The organism is Pseudoalteromonas sp. (assembly GCF_036960685.1).
Lineage (GTDB): Bacteria > Pseudomonadota > Gammaproteobacteria > Enterobacterales > Alteromonadaceae > Pseudoalteromonas.
The window spans coordinates 1-25,138 of sequence record NZ_JBALXK010000027.1; the positions used below are offsets into that span (position 1 = coordinate 1).

A 25,138-nucleotide genomic window follows, 5' to 3' on the forward strand; every position below is an offset into this window, starting at 1 on the left:
AAAAAGAAAATGGCAGGGCTAGACGATGATTATCGCTCAACCCTGTTAGAATCTGGGATTAAAATGCGCTAGCCGTGAGTGATCCCCTTATCACTGTTAATTATTTTCGTTGGCTTGTTTGCTTTTTGGAGTTTTACCTATTTGCAAACACGCAAGAATCCTCAACAAAAAGCAATCTTAGACGCTGTATCTAGGGCGATTATAGTGGGCTTTTTCGCTGCACGGGTGGCTTTTGTGATCACAATGTGGCAATCCTACCAGGCTAACTTATGGCAAATTATAAATATTAGCGATGGTGGCTTTGTCGCTTTTTATGGTTGGCTGAGTGGTGGTGTCGTGCTGCTATTTTATGCGCGTAAGAACAAGCAACTCATCAAGGTTTATTTTATTTCTGCGATGTTAGCGGCTTTAGGGATGGCGATTCCGACCTTTAGTTTGGCGATCTATCAAACGGGCATCGAGCTACCCAGCGCCAAAGTTCATAATATGCAGGGCCAAGAAATTGATTTAACAGATTATAAAGGTCAACCTGTAGTTATTAACTTTTGGGCCTCATGGTGTCCCCCGTGTCGCAGAGAAATGCCTGTATTAGCAAGTGCACAACAGAAATACGCTGACGACGTAGTGTTTATATTTTTAAACCAAGGAGAGAGTAAAGCAACCGTTCGTCAGTTCATTAACTCTGAGCAGTTGGCATTACAGAATATGTTTCTTGATCCTGCCAGTAGGGTCAGTCGAGAGTCAGGCTCAGCAGGCTTACCCACCACATTGTTTTATGATGCCCAAGGTGGGCTGGTGGAGAGCCACATGGGTGAGTTGTCGCAGGCGAGCCTCAATTACAATATCCAAAAAATAAGGTAGCTTTATGAATAAGTTCGCTTTTTTAATATTTTTAGTGCCATTTCATTTAGTTGCTGCGATTCTTGGTTCAGATAACCCGGAGGGAGAATTTAACAAGTTTGAAAGTGGCATAACTTTTAATTCCTTAAAATCTTTAGCAACAATACCTGAAGAACTTAGAGCCAAGCTAGAGCAGAATCATCAGATCATGTCTGCTATGGGGGCAAGAGCAACACCTGCGACTTTTTATCATAACCAAGCTGGGCAGTTGAAAATGCAGATGGGCTTACCGCCACAGGCTGCGATGGAAGATATTTTAGGAACGCTTGAAGATTAGCCGTGTTTGCACTCCTCATATTTAATTGATGATCTAACTCTTTAAGCGAAGCGGCTCTTAACCTCTTTGTGAATAAATCACTTAAATCTTTCGCGGTGGCAAGCCACTCGCTTACAAAACCATTTTACACAAAGAGAAGACAATGAGAGGAAATGAGCGCTTCAATCTTAGAAAACAACTTAACACGATTGGTATAACATATGAAAAGCTAAGTCTAGACCACTTATTAAAAAGCATTAGTATTACATGGCGTCTTAAACAACAAAACACAGCCCTCATTGCTGTAAAGTGGTCAGGACTACTCGTCATGAACTTAGATGACAAGTAGCCATTGGTATGTTTATTTAACTTTAAAGAAGCTGATTTGCTGTTTTATTTTATTTGCTAATTGAATCAACTCATCAGCCGAATAAATTGTTCTTTCTGTTCTTGATTCAGCATCTTTGGCCAGTTGGCTTATCAAGTGTAAGTTTTGCGTGATCTCATTAGCAACGGTACTTTGTTGCTCGGTTGCTTCGGCTATATTACTGGAAGAACGGGTTAAATCACCGATGCTTGCGGTGATCAAGTTAAGTTGTTCTCCAGTTTGTTTACCTTCATTTGCTGACTTAATTCCTAGTTGCTGACTTTGCTGCATTTAGCGCTAATAAGTTAGTTTGCTCTGCAATCGCATTAATCACTTCAGTGACTTTACTGATTTCATTACTCGCCAAATTAACTTGTTCAACCGCTTGATGGCTACTATTGAGTTGTTCACTAAGTTGCATTAAATCTTCGATCACTTGATTAAGCTGTGAGCGGCCCGATTGTGCATCTTTATCTACTTGTCCAGTGCGTTCAGCACCTTCATTGGCGTTGTTTGCAACATCTTTAATTGAACATGACATTTGCTCAATCGCAGTGGCGATTTGTGCTGTTTGCGCCATCATTTCATGAGCTTCTTGACCATTGGTTTGCGCTTCGGTTTGACTTTTTACTGCGTGGGATTCAAGTTGTTCCATGGATGATTGCAGGGCAAAAATAAGCTTACGTAATTCTTCAGCCATAGCACTGACACTGACACTGACGGTGATTTGATCAACTTCATTGTTACTATGTCTATCTGAGCCCGATAGTTGCTCAGATAAGTCGCCATTACCCAGTCTATCCACTGTTTTAGTGAGTTGCTTTAATGGTTTGAGGGTTTTCACGAGTACCCATGACAGTAATGCCGTTATCATAGCAATACCAACAACAGATGCTATGGCATTGACCGTCATTAGCTGAATACTTTCATCAGCTAGTTCATTTGCATTTACTCGTGAGAGTATGGTCCAGTTCCAGCCTTTAATTGGCTTATACACAGTCATATATTCATTGCCAAACAATTGGGCATAGCCTTGATAGGTATCACCTGCCATTAAGGTTTGATAGCCAGGGTGCTTTTTACCTAAGTAAGTGCCTACAGCTCGTTGACCGTCCGATTTTTTTAAAGAAGTCGCAATACGGAAAAATCATCGCCATCTCTGACGAACACAGTAGCATTGCCTCGTGTGAGTGCCGCATACTGATCAACGACTGCCATGTCATTATTTACGGCTTCATTATTGTGTAATAGTACTGGCACTTGCTGATTAACCACAGTTACTCTTTCATTTGAGAGCTGAAAGTCACCTGGGTACATGGTTTTAAAAACATCGGCGTTTTTTGATGCTATTGCCAGCAGACTGTTGTATTGCAGTTCGAGTAAGTTAACGATTTGATGGGTTTCAGATTCAATGGCTGATTCACTTTTATCGGTGAAAATCGCGGTGGCGACCATATAGGAAGAAACACCAACGATACTAAAAACACACAGTGATAGCAAAAATGCCAGTGCACCAATCTGTTTGGCAATAGGCCAGTTTCTATAACTCATATTAATACCCACTTGTTGATATTGCGCTTATTTAAGTATAGTGAAAAAAACACTAATGCTAATAATAGAATATGAGCAGTACTACAATAGTAATAACTAATCGCGTTTTCAGCTGATCACACCATGGCACTGACAAGCGAACCAGTGTCGGTAATACCAGCTTCTTTCATTGCTTCAGCGATTGTTTGCACTAACGAACCCATTTGAGCTTGCATTGATACAATCATATTAGTTTGTGCTTCGACTTGTGCTTTAACAGCTTCATCTTGCTGGTTATCTAGCGCTTTTAACTTAACGAGTTGTTCTTTTTGTTGTTCAATCTGTTCTTTGATTTTTTTCAGCTGTTCGATCATTTTAGCGATATGATCTGGCATATCTGAACTGGCCTCTTTTTCCGCTTTCTCTTTAGTTTCCCTGCCTGATAAGTTGTCTAACTCTTTTTCTGACAAGCGGTAGCCAGTAGTATCGTTACTTTTTACCGTTGACTCTGATGGTGACGCAATTGGCTGTCCCAGTGATTTATGTATCTGCATCATGGCTCTTTATAATGTGGTATAAGCACATTTATCGGCTGGATGAGGTGTAACTAAAGAGGTGAAGAGTAAAAAGCCAACGATTAAATTGGCTTTTATTTATATCGCTGCAAATTAGTGAATTTGGTTAGCCCATTTTTCACCGGCTGGTGTGCGGCGCCATTTAAAATACTCATCAAGTATTTCTAGCGCTTGTTTGTCGGGCACAGGGCCTACTTTCGCTTGTTGTTGAAAATACATAGTGCTTGGTTTGCTTTCATTAAAAGCGGGCCAATGGGGCAGTGTATTGTCATTTGGGTTGCCATTTTTGGCAAAGTTAGTCCAATAGGTGGCCATAGTATCTGACATCTTTAAATCATTTTCAGTTACATTCGGATCTGCTTTATTAAGGTTTTTAAACATATAGGCAATTTCATGACCGTGGCCAGAGCCATGATCTTCATCTTTGCCGCCAAGTTTACGCTCAGGGTGATGATCAAAGTAATAAAGGTAAGCGGGTGCATTACCATACTGGCTTTGTAATTTAGCCCAGCTCCAAGTATGCCAACCAAATGCCGCATCGCGTACAAGGTTTCGAGCACTGCGAGGAATGCTATTTTTTGCCACCGGGTAAGCTTCAAGCAGACTTGGCGCAAACTGACCGAAACGAGTCTTTACTCCGTCAACAAAGTTATTTACATCAGGGTCCCATACAAAGCTGACGCCTTCATCCGAGTTATAACCAATTAAAGCGGGTACGTCATTAAACTTGCCTTGCTGATAGAGTTTATATTGATCGCCTTTGATCACATAACCGTCAACGATAGGCCAGCCACCAGGCAGCGACCAACCTTTTGGAATAAAGGTGTCTGCGCTCATTTTTCGCAGTTGTGTAATGGAGGTTGTGCCAAACTGTTTTACATAGTCGAAACCTTCTGCTTGAGCCTGTTGTAAGGTCGACATATTTTCACCGGGGTAATTTTTTATGCGAGTAGGGCCAAATGAACCGCCACTTTGTGAGATAACTTTGTTAATTAACCCTTTCGCTAACGGGGACGCTGCAAGCATACTCACTGAAATACCGCCCGCGGATTCTCCAGCAATAGTGACATTATCAGCATCACCGCCAAACGCAGCAATGTTCTGTTTAAGCCACTTTAACGCGGCAATTTGATCGAGTAAGCCGTAATTTCCAGAGACACCTGCTGGGCTTTCTTTGTTAAGCTCTGGGTGAGCTAAAAAGCCAAGTTGACCAACGCGATAAGCAATCGAAACAACTATCACGCCTTTATTCGCAAGTTCACTACCATCAAAAATGGGGTCTGATGAACTGCCAAAACTAAAACCACCCCCATATATCCAAACGAGTACAGGGAGCTTTTCATTATCGGATTGTGCGGGTGTCCAAATATTCAAATATAAACTATCTTCGCTGATCCCAGATACAGGGTCACCAGCTTGAATTGGGGCGGATGCATATGCTTGTGCTTTAAGCACACCTTGCCATTTTTCAGCCGGTTGAGGGGCTTTCCAACGTAATTCACCAACGGGTGGTTTAGCAAACGGCACACCTTTAAAAACTGCCAGGTTTTGCTGTGCAGTGCCTTCAAGTTTGCCTTGTGCCACGCTTACTTGGGTTAACGGCTCAGCGTTTACACTGGCCGCTGTTGTAGCAAAAAATGCAGCCCATAAAAGCCGCTTAAGTGTTGAGGTGTTCATAATCATTCCTTTTAAAATTGCTTTGCTTTTAAGGTGATTAAAAAGTGTTACATAGCTCCTTCCTTAGTTAATATTGTATTATAAATATCACTGTATATGATGTTGTGTTTGTTGAAAATAAAAAGTTAAAAAAAGCCAGACTCTCGTCTGGCTTTTTATGACAACAAACTATTGGGTAAGGCAGCTCACCCTAAATAGCTTACTCTTGTGCATTAGCTGCATCGTAGAGTGCTTTGATTGCGTCAGCATCGATTGCTCCGTTAAATATTTTTAACTCATCAACCGCGCCGTTGAAAGGTGTATCCCAGTAGTTTACACCTAACGCAAATTCATTGGTTTCGCCTGCAACAGTAAATACGCGAGGGAAGCCGCCTGCTTCAATTTTAAGCTCACCGTTTACATACATTTTCAGCGTATCACCATTATTACCATCTACCGTCATAACTAAATGAGTCCATTCACCTTGTGGGATACGGGTATCAAGTTCACCATTATCAAAGAACGCACCGGCAGTAGCCCATAGGCGCGTTTTGTTGGTGCCATCCATTGAAGGTACTAAGCTTATCCATGCAGACGAGCTTGCACCTGCGAAAAATGCTGTGGTGTAACTAGTAAATGCATCAGGTTTTAACCACAATGAAATTGAATAGTCATTGGTGGTGATCAAGTTATCAGGTAATCTTACCCCTGTGGAGCCATCTAGGTGAACCGCTTGGCCAATGATTCCGTCTGTAAAGGTGACTGCACCACCTTGATTATCAATACGGTTGCCTGTTGATTTGCCGGCCTCATAAGCTGCTTTAAGTTCAGCTAAGTCGCCTTCAAAACTATATTCTGCAGGGGCAAGTGATTTAACTGTAACTTCAAAAGTTTTAGTATCGGTAAAGTCTTTATAGTTAATTGTTGCTGTTAAAGTAACAACTTGGTCACCAGCATTGGCGCTTGGCTGATTAACAATGGCAGTGCCATTAACCGGTTTTAAGAACTCCTCATTATTTGATGTCCAGCTAATCCCTGACACAAATGGCCCAACACGGGGTAAGGTAAAGCTTTCACGGATAGCCGTTGTATCACCTAAATCAAGTGCATCAGTAATGAAGGTTTCAAACTTAGTTGGATCAGTTAGGTTGTTTATCGCTGCACCATTGATATCTAAGCTGTTTAATGCGTAATCATAGACAATAAATTCATCTACTTGACCTTGGAATGGTGTATCCCAGCCAAAATTTACACCAAGTGCAAATTTAGCTGTATCAGCACTAAACATATCAGGGCGTGGCATAGTGCCCACAAGCTGACCATTTCGATAGTATCTCATAGTCCCATTTGAATAGCTCAGGGCGACATGTGACCATTGGCCGGCAGTTGCGCCGCTCGTACCTTCAATTTGATTCCATTGCTCAACCTCTGGTTCAACTAGGTAGCGGCTCCATACTAGATGGTTAGTTGTGAAGTGAGGGGCGCCGCCAGGAATATAGCTAATCCAACGATCGGCATTTTCAGCAGCAAAAAATGCCGGAGTATAGCCTGAAACGACATCTGGCTTAGACCAAAATGAAACGGTGTAGCTGTCAGAATTGATAATGTCATCCGGTAACCGAACACCGGTTGCGCCATCAAAGTTAAATGCTTGTCCTGTTTGACCAGCAGCATAGGCTGGCGTACCAACACCTGTGTTGTCTAAATTGTTATCAGTGGTCATGGCATCAGCAAGGTTGCTTAAATTATCTGTTAAGCCGTTTTCAAAGCTATAGTGCGCAATCGCATTTTTAAATACGGGGCGTGCTTTTAGATTAACATTGAACGTTTTGGTGATAGTTTCACCATTAAGTGACATATTAGCGGTTAATGTAACAGCTTGGTCGCCACGATCAGGGGTGGGAATAAATACGGAGCCATTTGCATCAATGTAGTATTCATTGCTTGATTCCCAGCGAATAGTTGTACCCGCTTTCCCTTTGGTTGGTAATGAATAACCTTCATCAGCAATTGTCAGCTCAGTTTTTATATCCAGTGCATCGCTCACGGTTGCTAAAACACTGGCAGTTTCATCAATTTCCGCTACTTTACTGCCCCAGACGGTGGTGTTTTCTAGTGATACTGCAGAGAAAGTAACCACTAAATCTTGCTTGCCATCATCCCATTGCCATTTAGCCACACCATAGTAAGTGCCAGATTCAAGTTCAAGTTTAACGCTTGAATCATCAACCATATACCAAATACCTGCTTCATCACCTGTTACTGAATGATCGGCATTTAAAGCAATGTGAGTAGAGCGCACTGCGCTGGTATTAACATCAGTCCCATGGTTTATAAATTTGTAGTAACCGTATAGCTGCTCAGCCACCACTAAATTATCACCCTCTAATGGCACATAACGTTGCGGTGAGGTTACCGGCCAACCGGTTGAATTAATGAACATCTCATGCACGCGAACTTGGTGAGCTTCACTCGCTGTCGGAAACGGTGTAGAGGTTTGCGGGAAACGCGTGTGGGTAATCAATAAGTGACGGCCAGTCGCTTCGTCATAATGTGCTGAATTATGGCCCGGTGATTGATAACCCCAAGCAGGTGAGGTTTCACCTAGCTCTTGAGTGTACTCAAAGCCACCTAATAGTTTTTCACCAATTTCTAGACCACCAACAGCGGCAATATCATTGCCAGCGGTATCTAAGTATGGGCCATCTGGTGTTTTTGAACGTGCTACACGGATATTGTAACCACCGTTTACATCAAAACCAGCTACTGAGTAAAATAAGTAATAGTAGTCACTTTCTGGGCTATACATAGCAAACGCCCCTTCGATAGCCCTAAAGTCACCACCCACTAAGTGTTTACCATAGCCTTGGCCTGCTTCAGGCATACCCGTTTCTTCATCCATTGCCAGTACAAAAATACCGCCAGAATATGAACCATAAACCATCCATAATTGGCCGTCTTTATCATAAAAGGCGGCAGGGTCAATGGCATTCGGGTCAACCGCACCATTCCACGTTGTTTGGCCATTATCAAGAGGGTATGCAGTAAATTCTTCAGCATTTCGATAGCCACTGCGTAAAAATACCCCTTGGTCAATGTAAGGGCCCTCAATGGTATCAGCTTGAGCTAAACCTAAATAAGAGCGGTTCCAGCATACTTCATCAACAACACCTGGAGTATCTGGATTATCTTGTGCACAGTGGTTGTAGTAAAACCAAAACTTACCATTGGGTGCTTGTACTACATCAGCAGCCCAGTTACCTGTGAAGCCATCAGTCCACTCAATACCTTCGGCGATTTCGCTCGTGTAATTAAAGTCAAAAAGCGGGCTTTCATTCACGGCTTCATTAGCGGAAAGACTTGAAATCATTTCCCAATTTAACAAGTCAGTAGATTTAGCGGCTGCTAAATGCGAGCCAAAGATATAATAGGTGCCATCATTTTCAATGACTGATGGATCGTGTACGCCAACATAAGTTACTGCTACCTTACCTTCTTCGTTGTACTCAACACTATCACTGACGGTTGGTTTTGCACTTTGTGGCTGGGCAACTGCTGGTGATGACTCAAGCTTAGTGCCTTCCTCAGAGCATGCTGTAACAGCTAAAGCGCAGGTGATCACCATCGCTAATTTGGTTAGTTTCATTTTGTGTGTCCTCTTATTACTGGGATTTTTGTTATTTAATGTTGTCAATAAAATTGCTGCGCATTGAACGTAAAATAGCAACTACGTAGTATTGTAATTTTATAGTACTATTAAAAATGTGCAAATACTTTTGCAAAAGTAATTGGTATGTAAATAAAAAGTACTTTATTTACAATGCTTACAGCGCTGTTTTAATTATTTTTAAGTAATGATTTGAACTGATTTTTCGCTTCTTTGCAGCGAAAAACCTAAGTTTTGCGAGTAAGTGTCAGTATTTCAGACCTGAGCTGATTAATGGAAGTTACCAATATATTGATTTGAAAATGTAAATAACCAAAGATTTGTATAACAGGCTTATCGGTAGTTAATTCAACCCTAAACTAACTTTTGGAGTGTTGAGATAGTTATTGTAGCAAGACGATTAATTTTCCGAACAGCAGGCTTTTTAAATCATAGTATTGAGGGCTCTACAATAAGAGCCCATTTATTGACTGAGTTATTTACCTTTACTCAATCCTTCAGTGGTCATGATAATACGCTGTAAGGTGCCATCTTCATTGTAAAGCAGTGGCTCAATAGCAACAGAGCGTCGAAAACGACCGCCACTTGGCTTGCCGTCTTTCGGTGGTACTGCACCGGTATGGTAAATAAAGTAACTTTTACCTTTAAATTCGATAATTGATTGGTGATTGGTTTCGCTGTTACCGGCAATCTCATTGAGGATACCTTGGTACTGCCAAGGCCCATGGATACTTTTGCTCATTGCATAGCAGATTTTTTCAGGGAATTCGCATGCATAAGAAACATAATAGTATTCATCTTTTTTATGAACCCACAGTGCTTCGGTAAAGTTTGGTAAATCAATGGTTTTAATTTCGCCATCTAAGCTGAGTAAGTCATCGCTTAGTTTTACATATTTAGGCACTAAGTTGCCAAAAAACATGTAGGTATCGCCGTTTTCTTCTTCATAGATAGCCGGATCAATATCGTCCCAATCATTTGGAGTGTGTTTAGTCATGTCATCGGTGACCAGGGCATGGCCGATAGCATCTTTAAATGGCCCAGTAGGAGATGTAGAGGTGGCAACACCAATTGCAAAACCAGGTTTAGTATCATCATGGCGAACGGTAGTAAAAAAGTAGAAAGTGCCGTCGCGCTCTATCATATGCGATGCCCAAGCTTCACCTTTAGCCCATTTGAAATCAGTGGCTTTCATTATTGGGCCGTGCTTTTTCCAATTCACCATATCGGTTGAAGAAAAGGCAAGCCAATCATGCATCTCAAAGAAAACATCATTATTAGGAGCTTCATCATGACCGGTATAAAGGTAAACCGTATCTTTATGTACAAGTGCGGCAGGATCTGCGGTAAAAACATCGGTGAATAATGGGTTTTGTGCAACAGCCATCGTGCTAGATAACAGTAATGGCAGGGCAAGGGCTTTTAATTTAGTTTTCATGAAGTGTCCTAGGTGATTAATAATTGTAATTGAACATGTGCTCTTCACGGTTACTGACTCAAATTGTATTATAGAGTATACATATGGCCTCAATTGGTACAAATAAGTAAACATACAGTGAAAAACAATTTTTTATTGTAGTATTGTATTTTTTATTATCTTAGCATCAAAATTACTAAGGTAAATACCTGGTTACTCATTTTTTGTCAGTCAAAAGCCTGCTAATATGTGTTTTCTCCACGGCTTAATGTTTTAATTGATTGAATTTAATGGTTTATTTTTATGTTTTACGTATCTGTAAACATATGAGCAAGGTTAAATTGCGTGAGAACTTTAATATATTTTTTACGGATTGTTTTAATTTAGGTTTTAGTATTGACCCCTGATTAGTCATACAATATGATTAAAGTTCGGGCGTTATTCTATTAACAAAATAATACGTAGATCCCCGTGTACTGTTTTGACAACATCTCTGGACAATGCAGTGGTAATTCTCGGTAGCTAAATGGAGCAATTCAGCGTGCCGATAAAACTATAATTTGGAGAACACCGCTTATGTTTAAAAGAACACACATAGCCAGTGCGATGGTTTTGGCATTCACTTGCCAATTTGCCTATGCACAACAAGAAGCAATTAACACAACTGAAGAAAGCGCTGATGATATCGAGGTTATTCAGGTTACAGGTATTCGTGGCAGTCTAAATAAAGCGTTAGATGAGAAACGTGCTAGCGTGCAAATTGTTGACGCTATTATTGCTGAAGATATTGGTAAATTCCCAGATAACAATGTTGTTGAAGCCTTGCAGAGGGTAACTGGGGTACAAACTACAGGCCGCGGTGCTGGTGAAGTAAGCCAAGTATCAATTCGTGGTTTAACAGATGTCCATACAACCGTAAATGGCCGTGACATTTTTACTGGCGCCGGCCGTGATGTATCACTACAAGATATCCCTGCAAGTTTACTTTCGGGTGTGACCGTTTATAAAACGCGCTCGGCAGATCAAGTAGAACGTGGTATTGCTGGTTCAATTGATATTAAAACAAACCGTCCATTTAACTTTGATGGTGAAAAAGTTGTACTTGCTGCGCGAGGTATTTATTCAGACCAGCCAGATAAAGTTGATCCAAACATTAGCGCTTTATTAAGTAATCGTTGGGAAATAGATGGTGGTGGGGAATTTGGTGCATTAGTGAATATCTCATATGCGCAAACTCATTACCGTGATGACACCATGACCGCCGGTGCTGCATTTCCATTCTTCACAGATAAACCTGCTACAGGCTATTCTCCTTACTCACGTATTCCGAATCGAGATCCACAAGACAACTTGATTTGGCAAGCAGGCCTTGAAGGCGGACTTCCTTCTGCTGCGGGTTCTACGTTGAATATCGATGGGGTGCCAACCGAGTACTTGCTTGCCCGCGATGCTATCTTTGGTACGTCTTTCACCGGTCTTCGTAAGCGTCCAGCTGCATCAGTATCTTTACAGTGGGCGCCGGTAGATACATTAGAAATTACCGCTGAAGGTTTTTACACAGGTTATGAAAATGAATCACAAAATGCGCTTTGGTTCTCTAATACTTTCGAAAACGGTAACGGTAATATAGAGACGCCAATTACGTTTGACGGCACTAACGTTGTCAAAGAAAAGCAAGCAATTGCTGCTGGTGGCTTCCAAAGTGGTGACTCAAATTCTGAAAAAACCGACAGCTACTTATATGCCTTAGGTGCTAAGTGGCAGGCCAGCGATTATCTGACGATAAATACAGAAGTGGTATACCAAGAAAGTGAATTTGAAAGTGACTTCATTGGTATGCGTTTTGATCGTGTTGCTACAGGCCTTGATGTTGATTTTAATGATAACGATGGCATGCCAGGCATTGCTTTTTGGGATGATCCAAATACCGCGGTAAATGAAGCTGATATGGCTGCTGTGGAAAATTGGAATGCCGGCACACTTTATGACAATGGCGGTGGTAATAGTGGCGATTCACTTGCTTTCACCTTTGACGCTGAGTATTTAGTTGGCGGCACTTACATCGATAAAGTAAAATTTGGTGGACGCTATGAAAACCGTACAGCGCAAGAGTTCACTCGAACAAATGAAGGCGGGATTGCCAATACATCGGTAGCACAGTTAATTGATTTACTTGCCGCCAATGGCGCATCTGGTGATGGCTCAGGTATGGTTTATCAAGTTGATGATTACCTTGATGGGCGTGCTGATGTGTTCGATAGTTTCATCACCGCTGATGGTGGTTACTTACTAGATAACGTTAATGTAATTCGTGGTATATATGGCCTAGAAGCTGAAGACAAGTATAAAACCTTTGATATTGAAGAAAAGTCATATGCGTTATACGCCACAACAAACTTCTTCTTAACTGAAAATATCAGTGGTGAGGTCGGTGTACGTTACGTGAGCTACGAACAAGACATGCAATTCACTGCTGAAACGGGCACTAATACCAATGTGTTTGATTCAAGCTCAGCGAATGCTGATGTTAGCAAGGTGCTGCCAAGCTTAATGCTTAACTGGAATATTACCGATGAATTAGTGGGCCGTGTTGCTTATACGCAAACACTGCGTATGCCAAATTTTGCTGACTTAAACGCGCTGCGTTATTGGACTGATCCTTTAACCGAAGGGGCAATCTATGGTGAAGGTACTGGTGGTAACCCAGATCTTAAGCCAACTGAATCTAAAAACTATGACATCTCTTTAGAATGGTATTTTGCAGATTCAAGCTCAATTTATGGTGCTTACTTTAAGCGTGAAGTTGAGGGCTTAGTTGTACCAGGTCGTAAAACAATAGTGCGTGAAGATAACAATGGCGAAATGCGTCCCTATGTATTAAGCACACCAGACAATGCATCAAATGGTGAGCTATCAGGGTTTGAGTTCGGGGCTGTTTACTTCCCTGACAATATGCCTGATATACTACAAGGTATAGGTGTACAAGCGAGTTTAACCTTACTTGACTCGTCACAAGATACGCCTGATTTTGATGAAGAGGGTAATTTATCAGGTTATATTGATTCTAATATGGCCGGTGTGTCGGATGAGTCCTATAGTATTGTTGGTATTTACGAGCGAGATTCGTTCGATATGCGTTTATCGTATGTATGGCGCTCTGAATTCTATACCGGTAACGAAGCGGCTATTTTTGCTAACCCGCTACAGTTTTGGAGCCGACCAGAGCAAAGCTTAGATTTTCAATTTAGTTATGACGTGACAGATGATTTTGTTGTGACATTTGATGCAACAAACATCTTAGATGATGTATATCAAAGCTATTACGGTGAAGGTAACGATAACCTATTCAACTTCAGTAATGCTATATACTCTCGCACATTCGCGATTGGGGCACGTTACACTTTCTAAGTGTTTATGTAATCCTAAATCTATAAGTTAAAAAGTCCCAGCATGTCTGGGACTTTTTGTATCCTGCTTAGCCTTTATTCTACGATAGAAAAATAGCAACGTTTGTAGCAGAGGGAGCCTGATGAGCATCAGCATGCAGGTGTGTAGAGTGGGAAATTGCTTTGCTGAATTGTAATATTGTAGCTTTATTGGTCGTATAAAATAAAAAATAATTTTATTTAATTGTTGTTAAATATAATTAAATTCTTCACCTTCTCCATAATTAAATATCTAACCCTATGTTATTCATTTACTTTCACTTCTTATTTACCGTTCTGAAGTCTTTATTTTGATTTTTTAAATTAACATTTATTTAGCGTTATAAGTTGACTGTTAATTAGTCATACAATATTATCAATGTCAGGCAGCAAATAATTAACATAATAAAACGCAACCTTAGTTGAGGCTCTGACAACACGCTTCATAAATAAGGGCAAGCAGAGGGCAATTAGTCTTCTGGGGAAACATACAATGGAGAACACCAACATGTTCAAAAAAACACACATAGCAAGTGCAATAATAATGGCAGTTACATGTCAATTTGCATATGCACAGCAAGAAGATAATACATCAGTGAATGCTGAAAAAGACGATATGGAAGTTATTGTTGTTTCAGGTATTCGTGGCAGTTTAAATAAAGCATTAAACATCAAGCGCCAATCTTTTCAAGTTGTAGATGCGATTGTTGCCGAAGACATTGGTAAGTTTCCAGATAATAACGTTGTTGAAGCACTGCAACGTGTAACCGGTGTACAGGTTACTGACCGTGGTGCAGGTGAAGTTAATACGGTTTCTATCCGTGGTTTAACAGATGTAACAACAACGGTGAATGGTCGTCAAATATTTACAGCTGCTGGTCGTAATGTAGCGCTTGCCGATATTCCTGCGGCGTTACTAGAAAGTGTTGATGTTTATAAAACGCGTTCATCATCACAAGTCGGTAGTGGTATCGCTGGCCAAATTGATATTAAAACGCAGCGTCCATTTAACTTCGATGGCTCAAAAGTGGTTGCTTCCGCTCGTGGCATTTATCAAGAGCAGGCTGATGAGCTGGATCCAAATGTCTCTTTATTAGTAACGAATCGTTGGGAATCTGGTGTTGGTGAGTTTGGTGCGTTAGTTAACGTTTCATATGGTGAAACTCATTATCGCGACCAAAATATCGCTGCAGGTGCCATGGTACCGTTTATGACATTAAACCCAGCTGCCGGTTATGGCCCGCTTGAGCGTATTTTCCCAAGCAATGGTAATGTAAGTGAAAGCCCAATATGGGAACCTGGTCTTGAAAACGGCCTGCCGTTTCAACAGGGTTCAACATTGAATATCAATGGTGTGCCAACTGAGTATTATTTATCTCGTGATGCTGTTTTTGCCAGTGATTATACCGGTAAACGTGAGCGCCCAGCTGCTAATGTGGCGTTCCAATGGCGTCCGAATGACGACTCTCAATATACTTTCGAAGCGTTTTACAATGGCTATCGTAATGAGTCATTTAATTCACTTAGCTTTACCTTTGTAGATTGGTGGGGCAATGTTGATACGCAAAATCCACCGGTTACCTTTGATGGTACTAACATTATTAAAGAACGTTATGTTGATGCACCGTATGGCTTTAATAGCGGTGATTTGACGGTAAGCAAAACCGACAGCTTTGTGTATGCACTCGGTGGTGAATGGGCCATTACAGATACTTTTAACCTCTCTTCAGAGATTTATTATCAAGACAGCCAATACGAAACAGAATTTCTTGCAATGCGAAGTGACCGTGTTGCATATGGCTTAAATGTTGATTTTAATGACAAAGATGGTATCTCAGCATTAGAGTATGTGGATAACCCTGATACTCCAGCGAATGAAGCTGATTTAACCGACACTGCGCAGTGGAATGTCGCTGAACTATACGACAATGGCGGTGCTTCTAAAGGTGATGCCCTGACGTTTACTTTAGATGGCGAGTTGTTTGTAGATAACTTCGGCTTTGACGGAATGCAATTTGGTGTTCGCTACGACAAGCGCGGCGCAACAGATTCAGTACGTGAAGCAGGTGGTAATGCATTAGGTCAACCATTTGGCTCATTGGATGCGGGCCTTGCAGCTGTAAATAACGGTTTCTTTGATGGTAACGCAAACTTCCCATCAAGCTGGGTAGCTCCAAGTGGAAATTATATTTATAACAACCGCTCACAGTTCCGTGAACTTTATGGCATTCAAGCTGCAGATCTCGACTTAGAAAATACCTTTGATATCGATGAAACCTCGTATGCCGCTTATGTTCAAGGTGATTTCTCAACAACCTTATTTGGCCGTGATTTTGATGGTCAAGTAGGCCTTCGTTATGAACGCGCTAAAGCAGAAATGACCTTTTTTGATATCAACCAGAACCCAACGGCAGTGAGTACTGCTGAAAATAGTTCATCATCTTGGTTACCAAGCATCGTGGTTCGTTATCATTTAGCGGAAGATTTCATTGCCCGTGCAGCCTATACAGAGACAATTCGTCGCCCTGATTTCGCACAGTTAAATTCGTTTATCTATTATACAGAAGACGTGACTAACATTGGCTACGGCACAGCAAGTAGTGGTAACCCAGATCTTGAGCCTGTTGAGTCAAAGAACTATGACCTAACACTTGAATGGTACTTTGCTGATGACAGTTCATTATACGGAACCTTGTTTAAGCGTGATATTGAAGGCTTTGTATTTGATTCAAGAAGTATTGTGGATTATCAAGGCCCAGATGATACTGAACCTTATCCATATATTTTAAGTCAGCCAGATAACTCATCTAATGGCACATTAGATGGTTTAGAGCTTGGTTTAGTTTATTTCCCTGATAATTTACCTGATTGGTTAATGGGTGCAGGTATTCAAGCCAGCGCGACATTCCTTGATTCAAGCCAAGATCTGCCAATATACGAAGAGGGTGAACTTACTGGGTATACTTCACGAGATATGTTTGGTGTATCTAAGTCGTCTTATTCAACAGTACTTATTTACGAGCGCGAAGATTTTGATATGCGTTTAGGGTATGTATGGCGTGATAACTTCTTAAATAACTACGAAGCAGCCCAGTTTGCTAACCCTCTTGGAGTCTATCGCCGCCCAGAGCAAAGCTTGGACTTCCAGTTAAGTTACGATGTAACAGAAAACTTTATGATTACCTTTGATGGTACTAACTTAACTGAAGAGTTAGCACAAACTTATTATGAGTACCCAACCACTCATAATTCTAACACTGCTTTATTTAGTCGTACATTCGCATTGGGTGCACGTTACTCATTCTAATCTGTGTTTAAGTCGAAAGCCTCGGATTATCCGGGGCTTTTTTATTTTCTAGAATCTGGTCTTAAAATGGTTGCGTTACAAATAGTATGATAATACTATTAATCAAGTTAGCATTAAATTTACAATAATAAGCAATACAATGGTCACCAATGTGATAAAACAAAGAATAGGTGACCTTTATTCTTTTAAATATGAAGTATTTAGGTACAACGTATTTTAAAAATCAGGTAGTTGTATGGAAAATCAAAAGTTATCAGTGGTAGAAAAAGTCGGTTTTGGTGCCGGCGATATGGCAGTCAATGTGATGGTTGCTGCGTTATTTTATTTTATGTCGTTTTTCTACACCGACATTTATGGCCTTGACCCTGTTGATATGGGTATCTTATTTTTAGTGGCGCGTTTTGTCGATGCGTTTACTGATCCATTAATGGGCGTTATTACCGATAAAGTAAAAACTCGCTGGGGTCAGTTCCGCCATTGGTTCTTATTTTTATCAGTGCCTTATGGTATTGCAATCGTTTTGCTATTCACCACCCCAGATTTTGATTACAACATGAAGTTGCTTTGGGCATACCTTACCTACCTATTTGCTACTTTGATGTTTACCGGTGTGGCTATCCCGTATATTTCATACATTGGTGTATTAACGGCTGATCCTAAAGAGCGTTTATCGGCGAATGGTTATCGGATGTTTTTTGCAAAAATTGCCAATGTAATCATCGTGTTTTCTGTGCCTTTGTTAGCATCAATGTGGGGCGGTGGCGATATTGCCCATGGTTATAAACTGGCTATGATTTTAGTATCTACTTGTGGTGTAGCACTATTCTTATTTTGCTTTTTTACTACGCGTGAGCGTATTACCCATGAACCACAAACTGAAAGTATTGCTACGCAATTTAAAGCACTACTGAAAAATGACCAGTGGTTATTACTGTGTGCAGCCTGTGTGCTTGGCACGTTAGGCTATGCAATTCGCGGCAGTGTTGCTATGTATTATGCCACCTATTATTTAGGTGAACCAAGCCTTGCTGGCGCGTTCACCAGTGCTGGTATTGCAGCCTCAATCGTGTCTATGGTTGCCAGTACTTGGATCACTCAGCGCTATTGCAAAATGAAGTTATTCCGCCAGTCACAAATCGCTGTACTCGTGATTTCTGTTGTGATGTATTTTGCTGTGCAACCTGGTGATGTTTACCTCGCCTTTGTTCTATACATTATCTTGTCTTTTGTGGTTGATTTACATGCGCCAGTATTTTGGTCTGCAATTGCCGAAGCTGTTGATTACGGGGAAATTAAAGATGGTGTGCGTGCGTCTGGTTTATCGTTTGGTGGCATCTCATTTTGCCAAAAAGCCGGTGGTGGTTTAGCTGGTCTTGCAGGGGGGTTATTACTGGCGTTTTTCGAGTACAAGCCTAATGTTGAACAATCTGAATTTACACTGATGGGCTTGGCTTTAATGCTTACCGTTATTCCAGGTGTATTCCATGCGTTGCTTGGATTTATTTTAAAGAAATACAAAATTACCGACCAGTACTATACAGATATGGTGATCAAACAAAGTTTACCTAAGTAACCAGCGCTTTGTTTAAATAACGTGATTAAAAGAATAATAAAATAATAAGGACTTTGGATATGTTTGCAGCAATAAAAGTAGGCTTGTGCCAACTGGTAAGTGTTGGTGCTATGTTAATGATGCTAACTGCGTGCAGCGAGCAAACTGAACATACTGGCACTGCCGTTAAAGATACTAAGCAAACTGACAAAAGTAGCCAACAGCTCTTTGCACTTGATCAAGTAAGTTTAAGTGCAGGTCCTTTTTTACACGCACAACAAACGAATGTGCGTTATTTACTCGCGTTACATCCTGATCAACTGTTAGCTCCCTACTTACGAGAAGCTGGTATCGAGCAAAAAGCGCCATCGTACGGTAACTGGGAAGACACCGGCCTTGATGGTCATATTGGTGGGCATTATTTATCAGCGCTAAGCCTTGCTTGGGCAGCAACCGGGGATGAAGAATTAAAGCGTCGTTTAGATTACATGTTAAATGAGCTACAACGAGCGCAACAGGCTAATAACGGTTACTTAGGCGGTATACCAGATGGCCAAGCAATGTGGCAACAAATTCACGATGGTAATATTAAAGCTGATTTATTTAGCTTAAATGATCGTTGGGTGCCACTTTATAATATAGATAAAATTTTCCACGGCCTGCGTGATGCTTATTTAATTGCTGGCAGTGAGCAAGCTAAAACCATGTTATTCACATTAGGTGAATGGTTTTTAAACTTAACGACTAAATTAAGTGACGAGCAAATTCAACAGATGCTCTACTCAGAATACGGTGGTTTAAATGCGGTATTTGCCGATATGGCAACAATCAGTGAAGACAAACGTTACTTAAAGCTAGCGCGCCAATTTACCCATAACAGCATTATCGATCCGCTTTTAGAAAAGCAAGATAAGCTAACCGGTTTACACGCGAATACGCAAATCCCAAAAATTATTGGTATGTTAAAAGTAGCCGATGCAAGTGATGATGAAGCGTGGCAGCAAGGCGCAGATTACTTTTGGCAAACAGTGACTAAACAGCGTTCAGTAGCCATTGGTGGTAACAGCGTACGTGAGCATTTCCACGATAAAAACGACTTTACCCCTATGGTTGAAGATGTTGAAGGCCCTGAAACCTGTAACACTTACAACATGATGAAACTCAGTAAATTACTGTTTCTCAAAACCGCTGATACCCGTTATTTAGAGTATTATGAGCGCGCAACCTATAACCATATTTTATCGTCGCAACACCCTGAACATGGTGGTTTGGTTTATTTTACCTCAATGCGACCAGGCCATTATCGCACCTATTCATCGGTGCAAGATTCTATGTGGTGTTGTGTCGGTTCAGGCATTGAAAACCATAGTAAATATGCTGAGCTGATCTACAGTAAACATGATGATAACTTATGGGTAAATCTATTTATTCCCAGTACGCTTGATTGGCAGCAACAAGGCTTAAAAGTAACTCAACAAAGCCATTTTCCTGATGCTAATAATATAACCTTAGTGATTAACACATTAGATAAAAAACATAACTCATCAGCACAGCTGCATATTCGAAAACCAAGTTGGGTTAATGATGAGTTGCTATTTGAACTTAATGGCAAAGCAATAAATGCCACTGCAGAGCAGGGGTATTACGCAATAAAACATGATTGGCATGATGGCGACAAATTAACTTTTACTTTAGCGCCAAAGCTGTACACAGAGCAATTGCCGGATGGCCAAGATTATTATGCAGTATTGTATGGTCCTGTGGTTATGGCAACAAAAGTTCAGGCGTTTAAAAACGAGCAGTTGAATTTTGTGGCAGACAACAGCCGCATGGGTCATATTGCTGCGGGACCAACCTGTCCACCTGAAGCACTGCCTATCATGCTCAGTGAACCTGAGCAGTTTATTGCTGATTTAAAGCGTACGCCTAGCGCAGAGTTGGCATTTACCACAGATAAAAATGTCGCTATTGCTGAGCAGGGCATAGGAAGTACACAAACAACTCAGTTAATTCCGTTTTTTAGGCTGCATGATAGTCGCTATCAAGTTTACTGGCCGCAGCAAAGTGAAGCCGAATTTACTCAGTTCGTGAAAGATTCAAAAGCGGCTGAACAAGCAAAAGAGCAGTTACGATTATTGACGGTTGACCAAATTACTCCGGGTGAGCAACAGCCTGAAGTAGAGCATGATTTTAAAGGCGAAAACACCCGCGCAGGCGTAAATAATGGTCACCATTGGCGTGATGCAACAGGTTGGTTTGAATACACATTAGCCAACCCAGATCAGCAAGCAGTGGCACTGCGTATTCGTTATTTTAATGCTGATGTAGGCCGTAAATTTACCATCACTATTAATGGTGAGGTGTTGGCAAAAGTAAGTTTGCCGACTCAGCAAACTGATACAGAATTTTATAGCATTGATTACCCGTTAACCGATGTAATGCAACAAGCATCATTGCTAACACTGCGTTTTAGCGCCGAGCAAGGCTCTATTGCCGGTGGTATTTACGGTATTCGCTTAATTAATAATAAGTAGCAGAGTGAGCATGACTTTACACCATACCCAGAGTAAACACTCAAAAGTGAGTGAACGACGCTACCCACTTGCAGAGCAATATATCACACAGCCTGGCGTGCACGTCACAGGTTCTGGCTTAATGTATCGCGTAATTGAGCTTGGCAGTGGCGAACCACCTTCATGGGATGCCACTGTTAAGGTGCAGCAACGGGTTATGACTGCAACAGGGCATGTGCTTTATGATACGCGGCAAATCGAGCAATTGGCAGAGTATGAAATTGCAGAAGCGATAGATGGTTTGCAAGAAGCACTCATGCTGATGCCTAAAGGCAGCCGTTATGAACTTTTGATTTTACCGCATCTTGCCTATGATATTTACAGTGTGCCACTTAACGAGTCATTAGCGGCCAGTAGTGAACAGCTTATTTTTATGGATATTACTCTAATCGATTTTAATTAAGACGCAAATTTAGTATTAAATTAAAGTGTAAAAAAACCTGCAATCTGCAGGTTTTTTTAGTTTCATTATTTATACCGTTGCATTACTTCTCAATCAGCTTAGTGGTGCGCTTGTTTAGATCTTTGCTATCAACTACTGGCCAGTTATCGTCCCAAGTCATTGGTAAAATACGTAATTTTTGTAAGCCGTTATCAGCGCTTTCGTAGGCATGAAGTACTAAATAGTCCTTGCCATCAAAGGTGTAGGCGGCATTATGGCCAAGTGCTGCCCAGTCTTTATTACCTTCGATCACCAGTGAACCACCGCCATTATTTAAGTCACGACCTTCTTTATCAAGGTAAGGGCCTTCTACATTCTTACTGCGCCCTACACGAACATTGTAAGTACTGTCTAAACCTTGGCAGCATTTATCAAACGATACAAATAAATAGTAATAGCCATTCTTTTTAAAGATATATGGCGCTTCTACAGGGCCGTGTTCAGTGTTAGGGCGTGCTGAAATACTATGCCATTCTTGCGGTTGTGCAATACGAACCATATCATCATCAAGTTTTACTAATTTAAGGCCACCCCAAAACGAACCAAAGCTCATCCACGGCGTGCCGTTATCATCTTCAACAATAGCAGGGTCAATCGCGTTCCAGTTATCACGCTCAGGCACAGACTGTATAACTATACCGTGATCTATCCATTTATAATCTGGTGATTTAGGGTCTAGAGTTTCGTTAACCGTTACACCAATCGCAGAGGTGTTTTTACCAAACGCAGATACGGAATAATAAAGATAAAACTTACCGTCTTTTTGGTATACATCTGGTGCCCAAAGGTGGCCACCAAAGTCATTGGCCACTCGTTTTGCCCAGCTTGGCTCGTCTTTAAATACGCGGCCAGTAAGCTGCCAATTTTTCATGTCTTTGGATTCGTAATAAGTGATCCCCATACCCGTACTAAAGACGTAATATGTATCGCCTTCTTTGGTCATTACCGGGTCGTGTACTTCAACTTGTTTAGCCATGGCATTACTCGCTAAACAAAGTAATGTACTTGCACCGATCAGTTTACATGTATGAGCAAACTTTTTTGCGTGTTTCATAGTTGCCTACCTTTTTTATTTTAATCATTACACTTATTCAGCTACTATAATATATGTAATACAATATTAACAATGAAAACAAGATAAATAACAGGATAAAAATTATGCTAAAAAAGCGCTCTCTATTTCCTATTGTGAGTATGTTACTTGCTATGCCAACATTTAGTTATGCTAATAGCAGCACCAGTGTCGCACCCATCGATAACCCAATTGTATTGCAACGTGCCGATCCTTGGCTAGTCCGCGATGACAAAACGGGTTGTTATACCTTTATTGGTACCTCCCCTAAGTTTGACGAAATAGAGCTACGCCAAGCGTGTAGACTTAATGATTTGAAGCTTGCAGAGCCAAAAGTGATTTGGCAAAAAAATGCCAAAGGGCCTATGAGTACCAATATTTGGGCACCAGAGCTGCATAAGGTTGACGGCAGTTGGTACATTCACTTTGCAGCGGGCGATGTTGAAAAGCCATTCAGTATCCGCATGTATGTCCTTAAAAATGACAGTGAAAATCCCATGCAAGGTAACTGGCAAGAAATGGGGCAGTTAAAAACACACCTCGATAGCTTTTCGCTGGACGCCACAACATTTAGCCATAATGGCAAACGCTACTTAGTCTGGGCACAGCAAAACCAGCCTGCAACATATAACTCCGCATTATGGATCGCCGAAATGGATTCACCCACGTCAATCAAAGAGCCAATTGTAGCCATAACAGAGCCTACTCTAGATTGGGAAGTGCAAGGCTATAAGGTTAATGAAGGCGCTGCAGTGATGATCCGTGAGGGAAAAGTGCTACTTACGTATTCTGCCAGTGCGACTGATCATCGTTACGCGATGGGTTTATTATGGGCCGATGCTGATGCCGATTTACTCGACCCTGCAAGCTGGCATAAAAAGCAGCAGCCGATTTTTGCTAGTAACGAAAAAGTAGGGCGCTTTGGTCCTGGTCACAGTAGCTTTGTAAAAGCAGAGGATGGTGTCACCGATTTATTAATTTACCACAGCCGCGATTATAAAGAGTTACAAGGTACACCACTGACAGATCCAAACCGCCATGCGCGTGCACGTATTATTGAATGGGATGAAAATGGCTTTCCGGTTTTATCACCTGACAAACCAGACTAACACAAATGTAAATGGGAGCCTTGGCTCCCATTTTAATCAATAATTTAAGGGGCTATTATTCAACAATAATTCCCACAGCATCTAAATAATAGTCTGTCCAACTATTATATTGACCTTGTAACCACATAATGACTTTATGCTTATCTGAATTGACAATCATAGGGCGTAAATTTTCATTGTTTTTATCATGCGTTAACTGTTGCCACTGGATACTTTTAGTGTCATCATCCAGCGCTACGCGTGCGCTAAATATTTGATGTGGCATCGCGAGCGATTTACCCGTAGTCGGATTTACATTGCTTGAAATAACCAGATGCGTTGGATCACTCGGATCAACCGGATCAACCGGATCAACCGCTATAAGGCCTGTATAACTTGCTTCTCGGTCGTATAAACGGCTTCCAGCGAAAGCCACTTCTCGGTCGTGCCATTTATTGCCATCCCATGACGCTAAGCGATAACGCAGATCTTGGTTACTTAGGTAATACGTGTAAGCGATATGTGGATAGCCTTTATCATCAAATGCGACAGAGCTGGTCCATGCGCTTTTTTTCGACGCTTAAGTCATGGCCACGAAAATCACCGCCGCCACCTTGAAATATCTTTTTCGCTTGAGAGGGCTTAAGTGGACCGTCATTTTTCAAGTTTTTAATAAAGCTCCCATCAACGTTGTAGAAATTGCCATCACGAAACTCAGCATAATAAATACTGTTACCAAAATCACGCGGGTGAGCGTCGGTAAACGATAAGCCTATGGTGTCTTTGCCATTTCCGGCATAGCGAGCATACGGTCGTTGCACACCTGGTACTTCATTTTGAATTAAATGGAGGTGTTCATCGTCCCACGTTGCACCATCATCTTTAGATGTTACATAAGTAGGGTTCCAATCAATACCACGATAAAGGTTATACAGTGTTTTTTCACCTGACAGGTTATACAAGTTCATGTAAGTAACGTTGGCGGGGCTTTGTATGGTTTTTTCTTCGCCCCAATTTAAAAAATCGGATGACGTTGAAATACGGTAATAATGCACTTTTTCACTATTATGGCGGGCATACACAGTTAATAGACTGCCATCTGGGCGGGTATAAAAAACCGGTGAGTTATGATCGTCATGATCAAAATCAGCTTTTAATGTGGTGCGCCCTAAAAGTTGCTTATTGTCGAGATCATATACACCTACTGCTGCATCACCAATGCCGTTACCGGCAACACTGCCAATAACAAGTTTTCCGTCTTGGATAATAGCGCGGGGGTCTTGGAACCAACACCAGCCCGCGTTATGCATT

General features: G+C 41.3%; 17 protein-coding genes and 1 pseudogene. 8 read left to right on the plus strand and 10 right to left on the minus strand.

The annotated features are described in order from the left end of the window. The first annotated feature begins 78 nt into the window (after positions 1-78). Both V7783_RS18015 and V7783_RS18020 read left to right on the plus strand, forming a co-directional pair. Positions 79-861, plus strand: coding sequence for a TlpA disulfide reductase family protein (locus V7783_RS18015; protein WP_335679893.1), 783 nt, complete (start codon positions 79-81; stop codon positions 859-861). A gap of 4 nt (positions 862-865) precedes the next feature. Further along, entirely contained in the window at positions 866-1,177 is a 312-nt protein-coding gene (locus V7783_RS18020) for a hypothetical protein (protein WP_192541342.1), read from the plus strand. A 340-nt stretch (positions 1,178-1,517) separates the two neighbouring features. Here V7783_RS18020 and V7783_RS21220 read toward each other — a convergent pair whose 3' ends face one another. The 7 genes and pseudogenes from V7783_RS21220 to V7783_RS18045 all read right to left on the minus strand — a co-directional run bounded on the left by V7783_RS21220 (position 1,518) and on the right by V7783_RS18045 (position 10,389). Beyond that, positions 1,518-1,814, minus strand: coding sequence for a hypothetical protein (locus V7783_RS21220; RefSeq protein ID WP_442961394.1), 297 nt, complete (start codon positions 1,812-1,814; stop codon positions 1,518-1,520). Further along, positions 1,786-2,577: a methyl-accepting chemotaxis protein gene (locus V7783_RS21225; RefSeq protein ID WP_442961396.1), complete on the minus strand. Its 792-nt coding sequence runs from the start codon at positions 2,575-2,577 to the stop codon at positions 1,786-1,788. The genes V7783_RS21220 and V7783_RS21225 overlap by 29 nt, the downstream gene beginning before the upstream one ends. After that, positions 2,560-3,074 (minus strand): annotated as a pseudogene (locus V7783_RS21230) (Cache 3/Cache 2 fusion domain-containing protein); the annotation flags it as partial. The pseudogene V7783_RS21230 and the gene V7783_RS21225, both read right to left, overlap by 18 nt. A 116-nt stretch (positions 3,075-3,190) precedes the next feature. Further along, positions 3,191-3,610: a hypothetical protein gene (locus V7783_RS18030; RefSeq protein ID WP_335679894.1), complete on the minus strand. Its 420-nt coding sequence runs from the start codon at positions 3,608-3,610 to the stop codon at positions 3,191-3,193. 111 nt (positions 3,611-3,721) lie between these two features. Next, entirely contained in the window at positions 3,722-5,305 is a 1,584-nt protein-coding gene (locus tag V7783_RS18035) for a carboxylesterase/lipase family protein (protein WP_335679895.1), read from the minus strand. A gap of 199 nt (positions 5,306-5,504) precedes the next feature. Continuing rightward, positions 5,505-8,930, minus strand: coding sequence for a LamG-like jellyroll fold domain-containing protein (locus V7783_RS18040; protein WP_335679896.1), 3,426 nt, complete (start codon positions 8,928-8,930; stop codon positions 5,505-5,507). A 496-nt stretch (positions 8,931-9,426) separates the two neighbouring features. Next, positions 9,427-10,389, minus strand: a complete 963-nt coding sequence (locus V7783_RS18045; RefSeq protein WP_335679897.1) for a glycoside hydrolase family 43 protein — start codon at positions 10,387-10,389, stop codon at positions 9,427-9,429. A gap of 555 nt (positions 10,390-10,944) precedes the next feature. Between V7783_RS18045 and V7783_RS18050 the strand changes: the two genes are divergently transcribed. The 5 genes from V7783_RS18050 to V7783_RS18070 all read left to right on the plus strand — a co-directional run bounded on the left by V7783_RS18050 (position 10,945) and on the right by V7783_RS18070 (position 21,628). Continuing rightward, entirely contained in the window at positions 10,945-13,776 is a 2,832-nt protein-coding gene (locus tag V7783_RS18050; protein ID WP_335679898.1) for a TonB-dependent receptor, read from the plus strand. 525 nt (positions 13,777-14,301) lie between these two features. Next, positions 14,302-17,100, plus strand: coding sequence for a TonB-dependent receptor (locus tag V7783_RS18055; protein WP_335679899.1), 2,799 nt, complete (start codon positions 14,302-14,304; stop codon positions 17,098-17,100). A 235-nt stretch (positions 17,101-17,335) separates the two neighbouring features. Beyond that, on the plus strand, positions 17,336-18,673 hold the full coding sequence (locus V7783_RS18060; protein ID WP_192541347.1) for an MFS transporter: 1,338 nt from the start codon (positions 17,336-17,338) through the stop codon (positions 18,671-18,673). Between the two features lie 59 nt (positions 18,674-18,732). Then, the gene (locus V7783_RS18065) at positions 18,733-21,186 is read left to right on the plus strand and encodes a beta-L-arabinofuranosidase domain-containing protein (protein WP_335679900.1); all 2,454 of its coding nucleotides are present in this window, start codon (positions 18,733-18,735) and stop codon (positions 21,184-21,186) included. A 10-nt stretch (positions 21,187-21,196) separates the two neighbouring features. Then, entirely contained in the window at positions 21,197-21,628 is a 432-nt protein-coding gene (locus V7783_RS18070) for an FKBP-type peptidyl-prolyl cis-trans isomerase (RefSeq protein ID WP_335679901.1), read from the plus strand. An 82-nt stretch (positions 21,629-21,710) separates the two neighbouring features. Here V7783_RS18070 and V7783_RS18075 read toward each other — a convergent pair whose 3' ends face one another. Beyond that, the gene (locus tag V7783_RS18075) at positions 21,711-22,721 is read right to left on the minus strand and encodes an arabinan endo-1,5-alpha-L-arabinosidase (RefSeq protein ID WP_192541348.1); all 1,011 of its coding nucleotides are present in this window, start codon (positions 22,719-22,721) and stop codon (positions 21,711-21,713) included. A gap of 104 nt (positions 22,722-22,825) precedes the next feature. Here V7783_RS18075 and V7783_RS18080 point away from each other — a divergent pair, with 104 nt between their 5' ends. Next, a complete protein-coding gene (locus V7783_RS18080; RefSeq protein ID WP_335679902.1) occupies positions 22,826-23,848 on the plus strand; it encodes a glycoside hydrolase family 43 protein in 1,023 nt (340 codons plus the stop codon). Positions 23,849-23,903: 55 nt separating this feature from the next. Here the strand turns inward: V7783_RS18080 and V7783_RS18085 are convergent, their stop codons facing one another. Both V7783_RS18085 and V7783_RS18090 read right to left on the minus strand, forming a co-directional pair. Further along, positions 23,904-24,263, minus strand: a complete 360-nt coding sequence (locus V7783_RS18085) for a hypothetical protein (protein ID WP_335679903.1) — start codon at positions 24,261-24,263, stop codon at positions 23,904-23,906. A 103-nt stretch (positions 24,264-24,366) separates the two neighbouring features. Then, the gene (locus V7783_RS18090; RefSeq protein WP_335679904.1) at positions 24,367-25,137 is read right to left on the minus strand and encodes a BNR-4 repeat-containing protein; all 771 of its coding nucleotides are present in this window, start codon (positions 25,135-25,137) and stop codon (positions 24,367-24,369) included. Position 25,138: the final 1 nt, after the last annotated feature.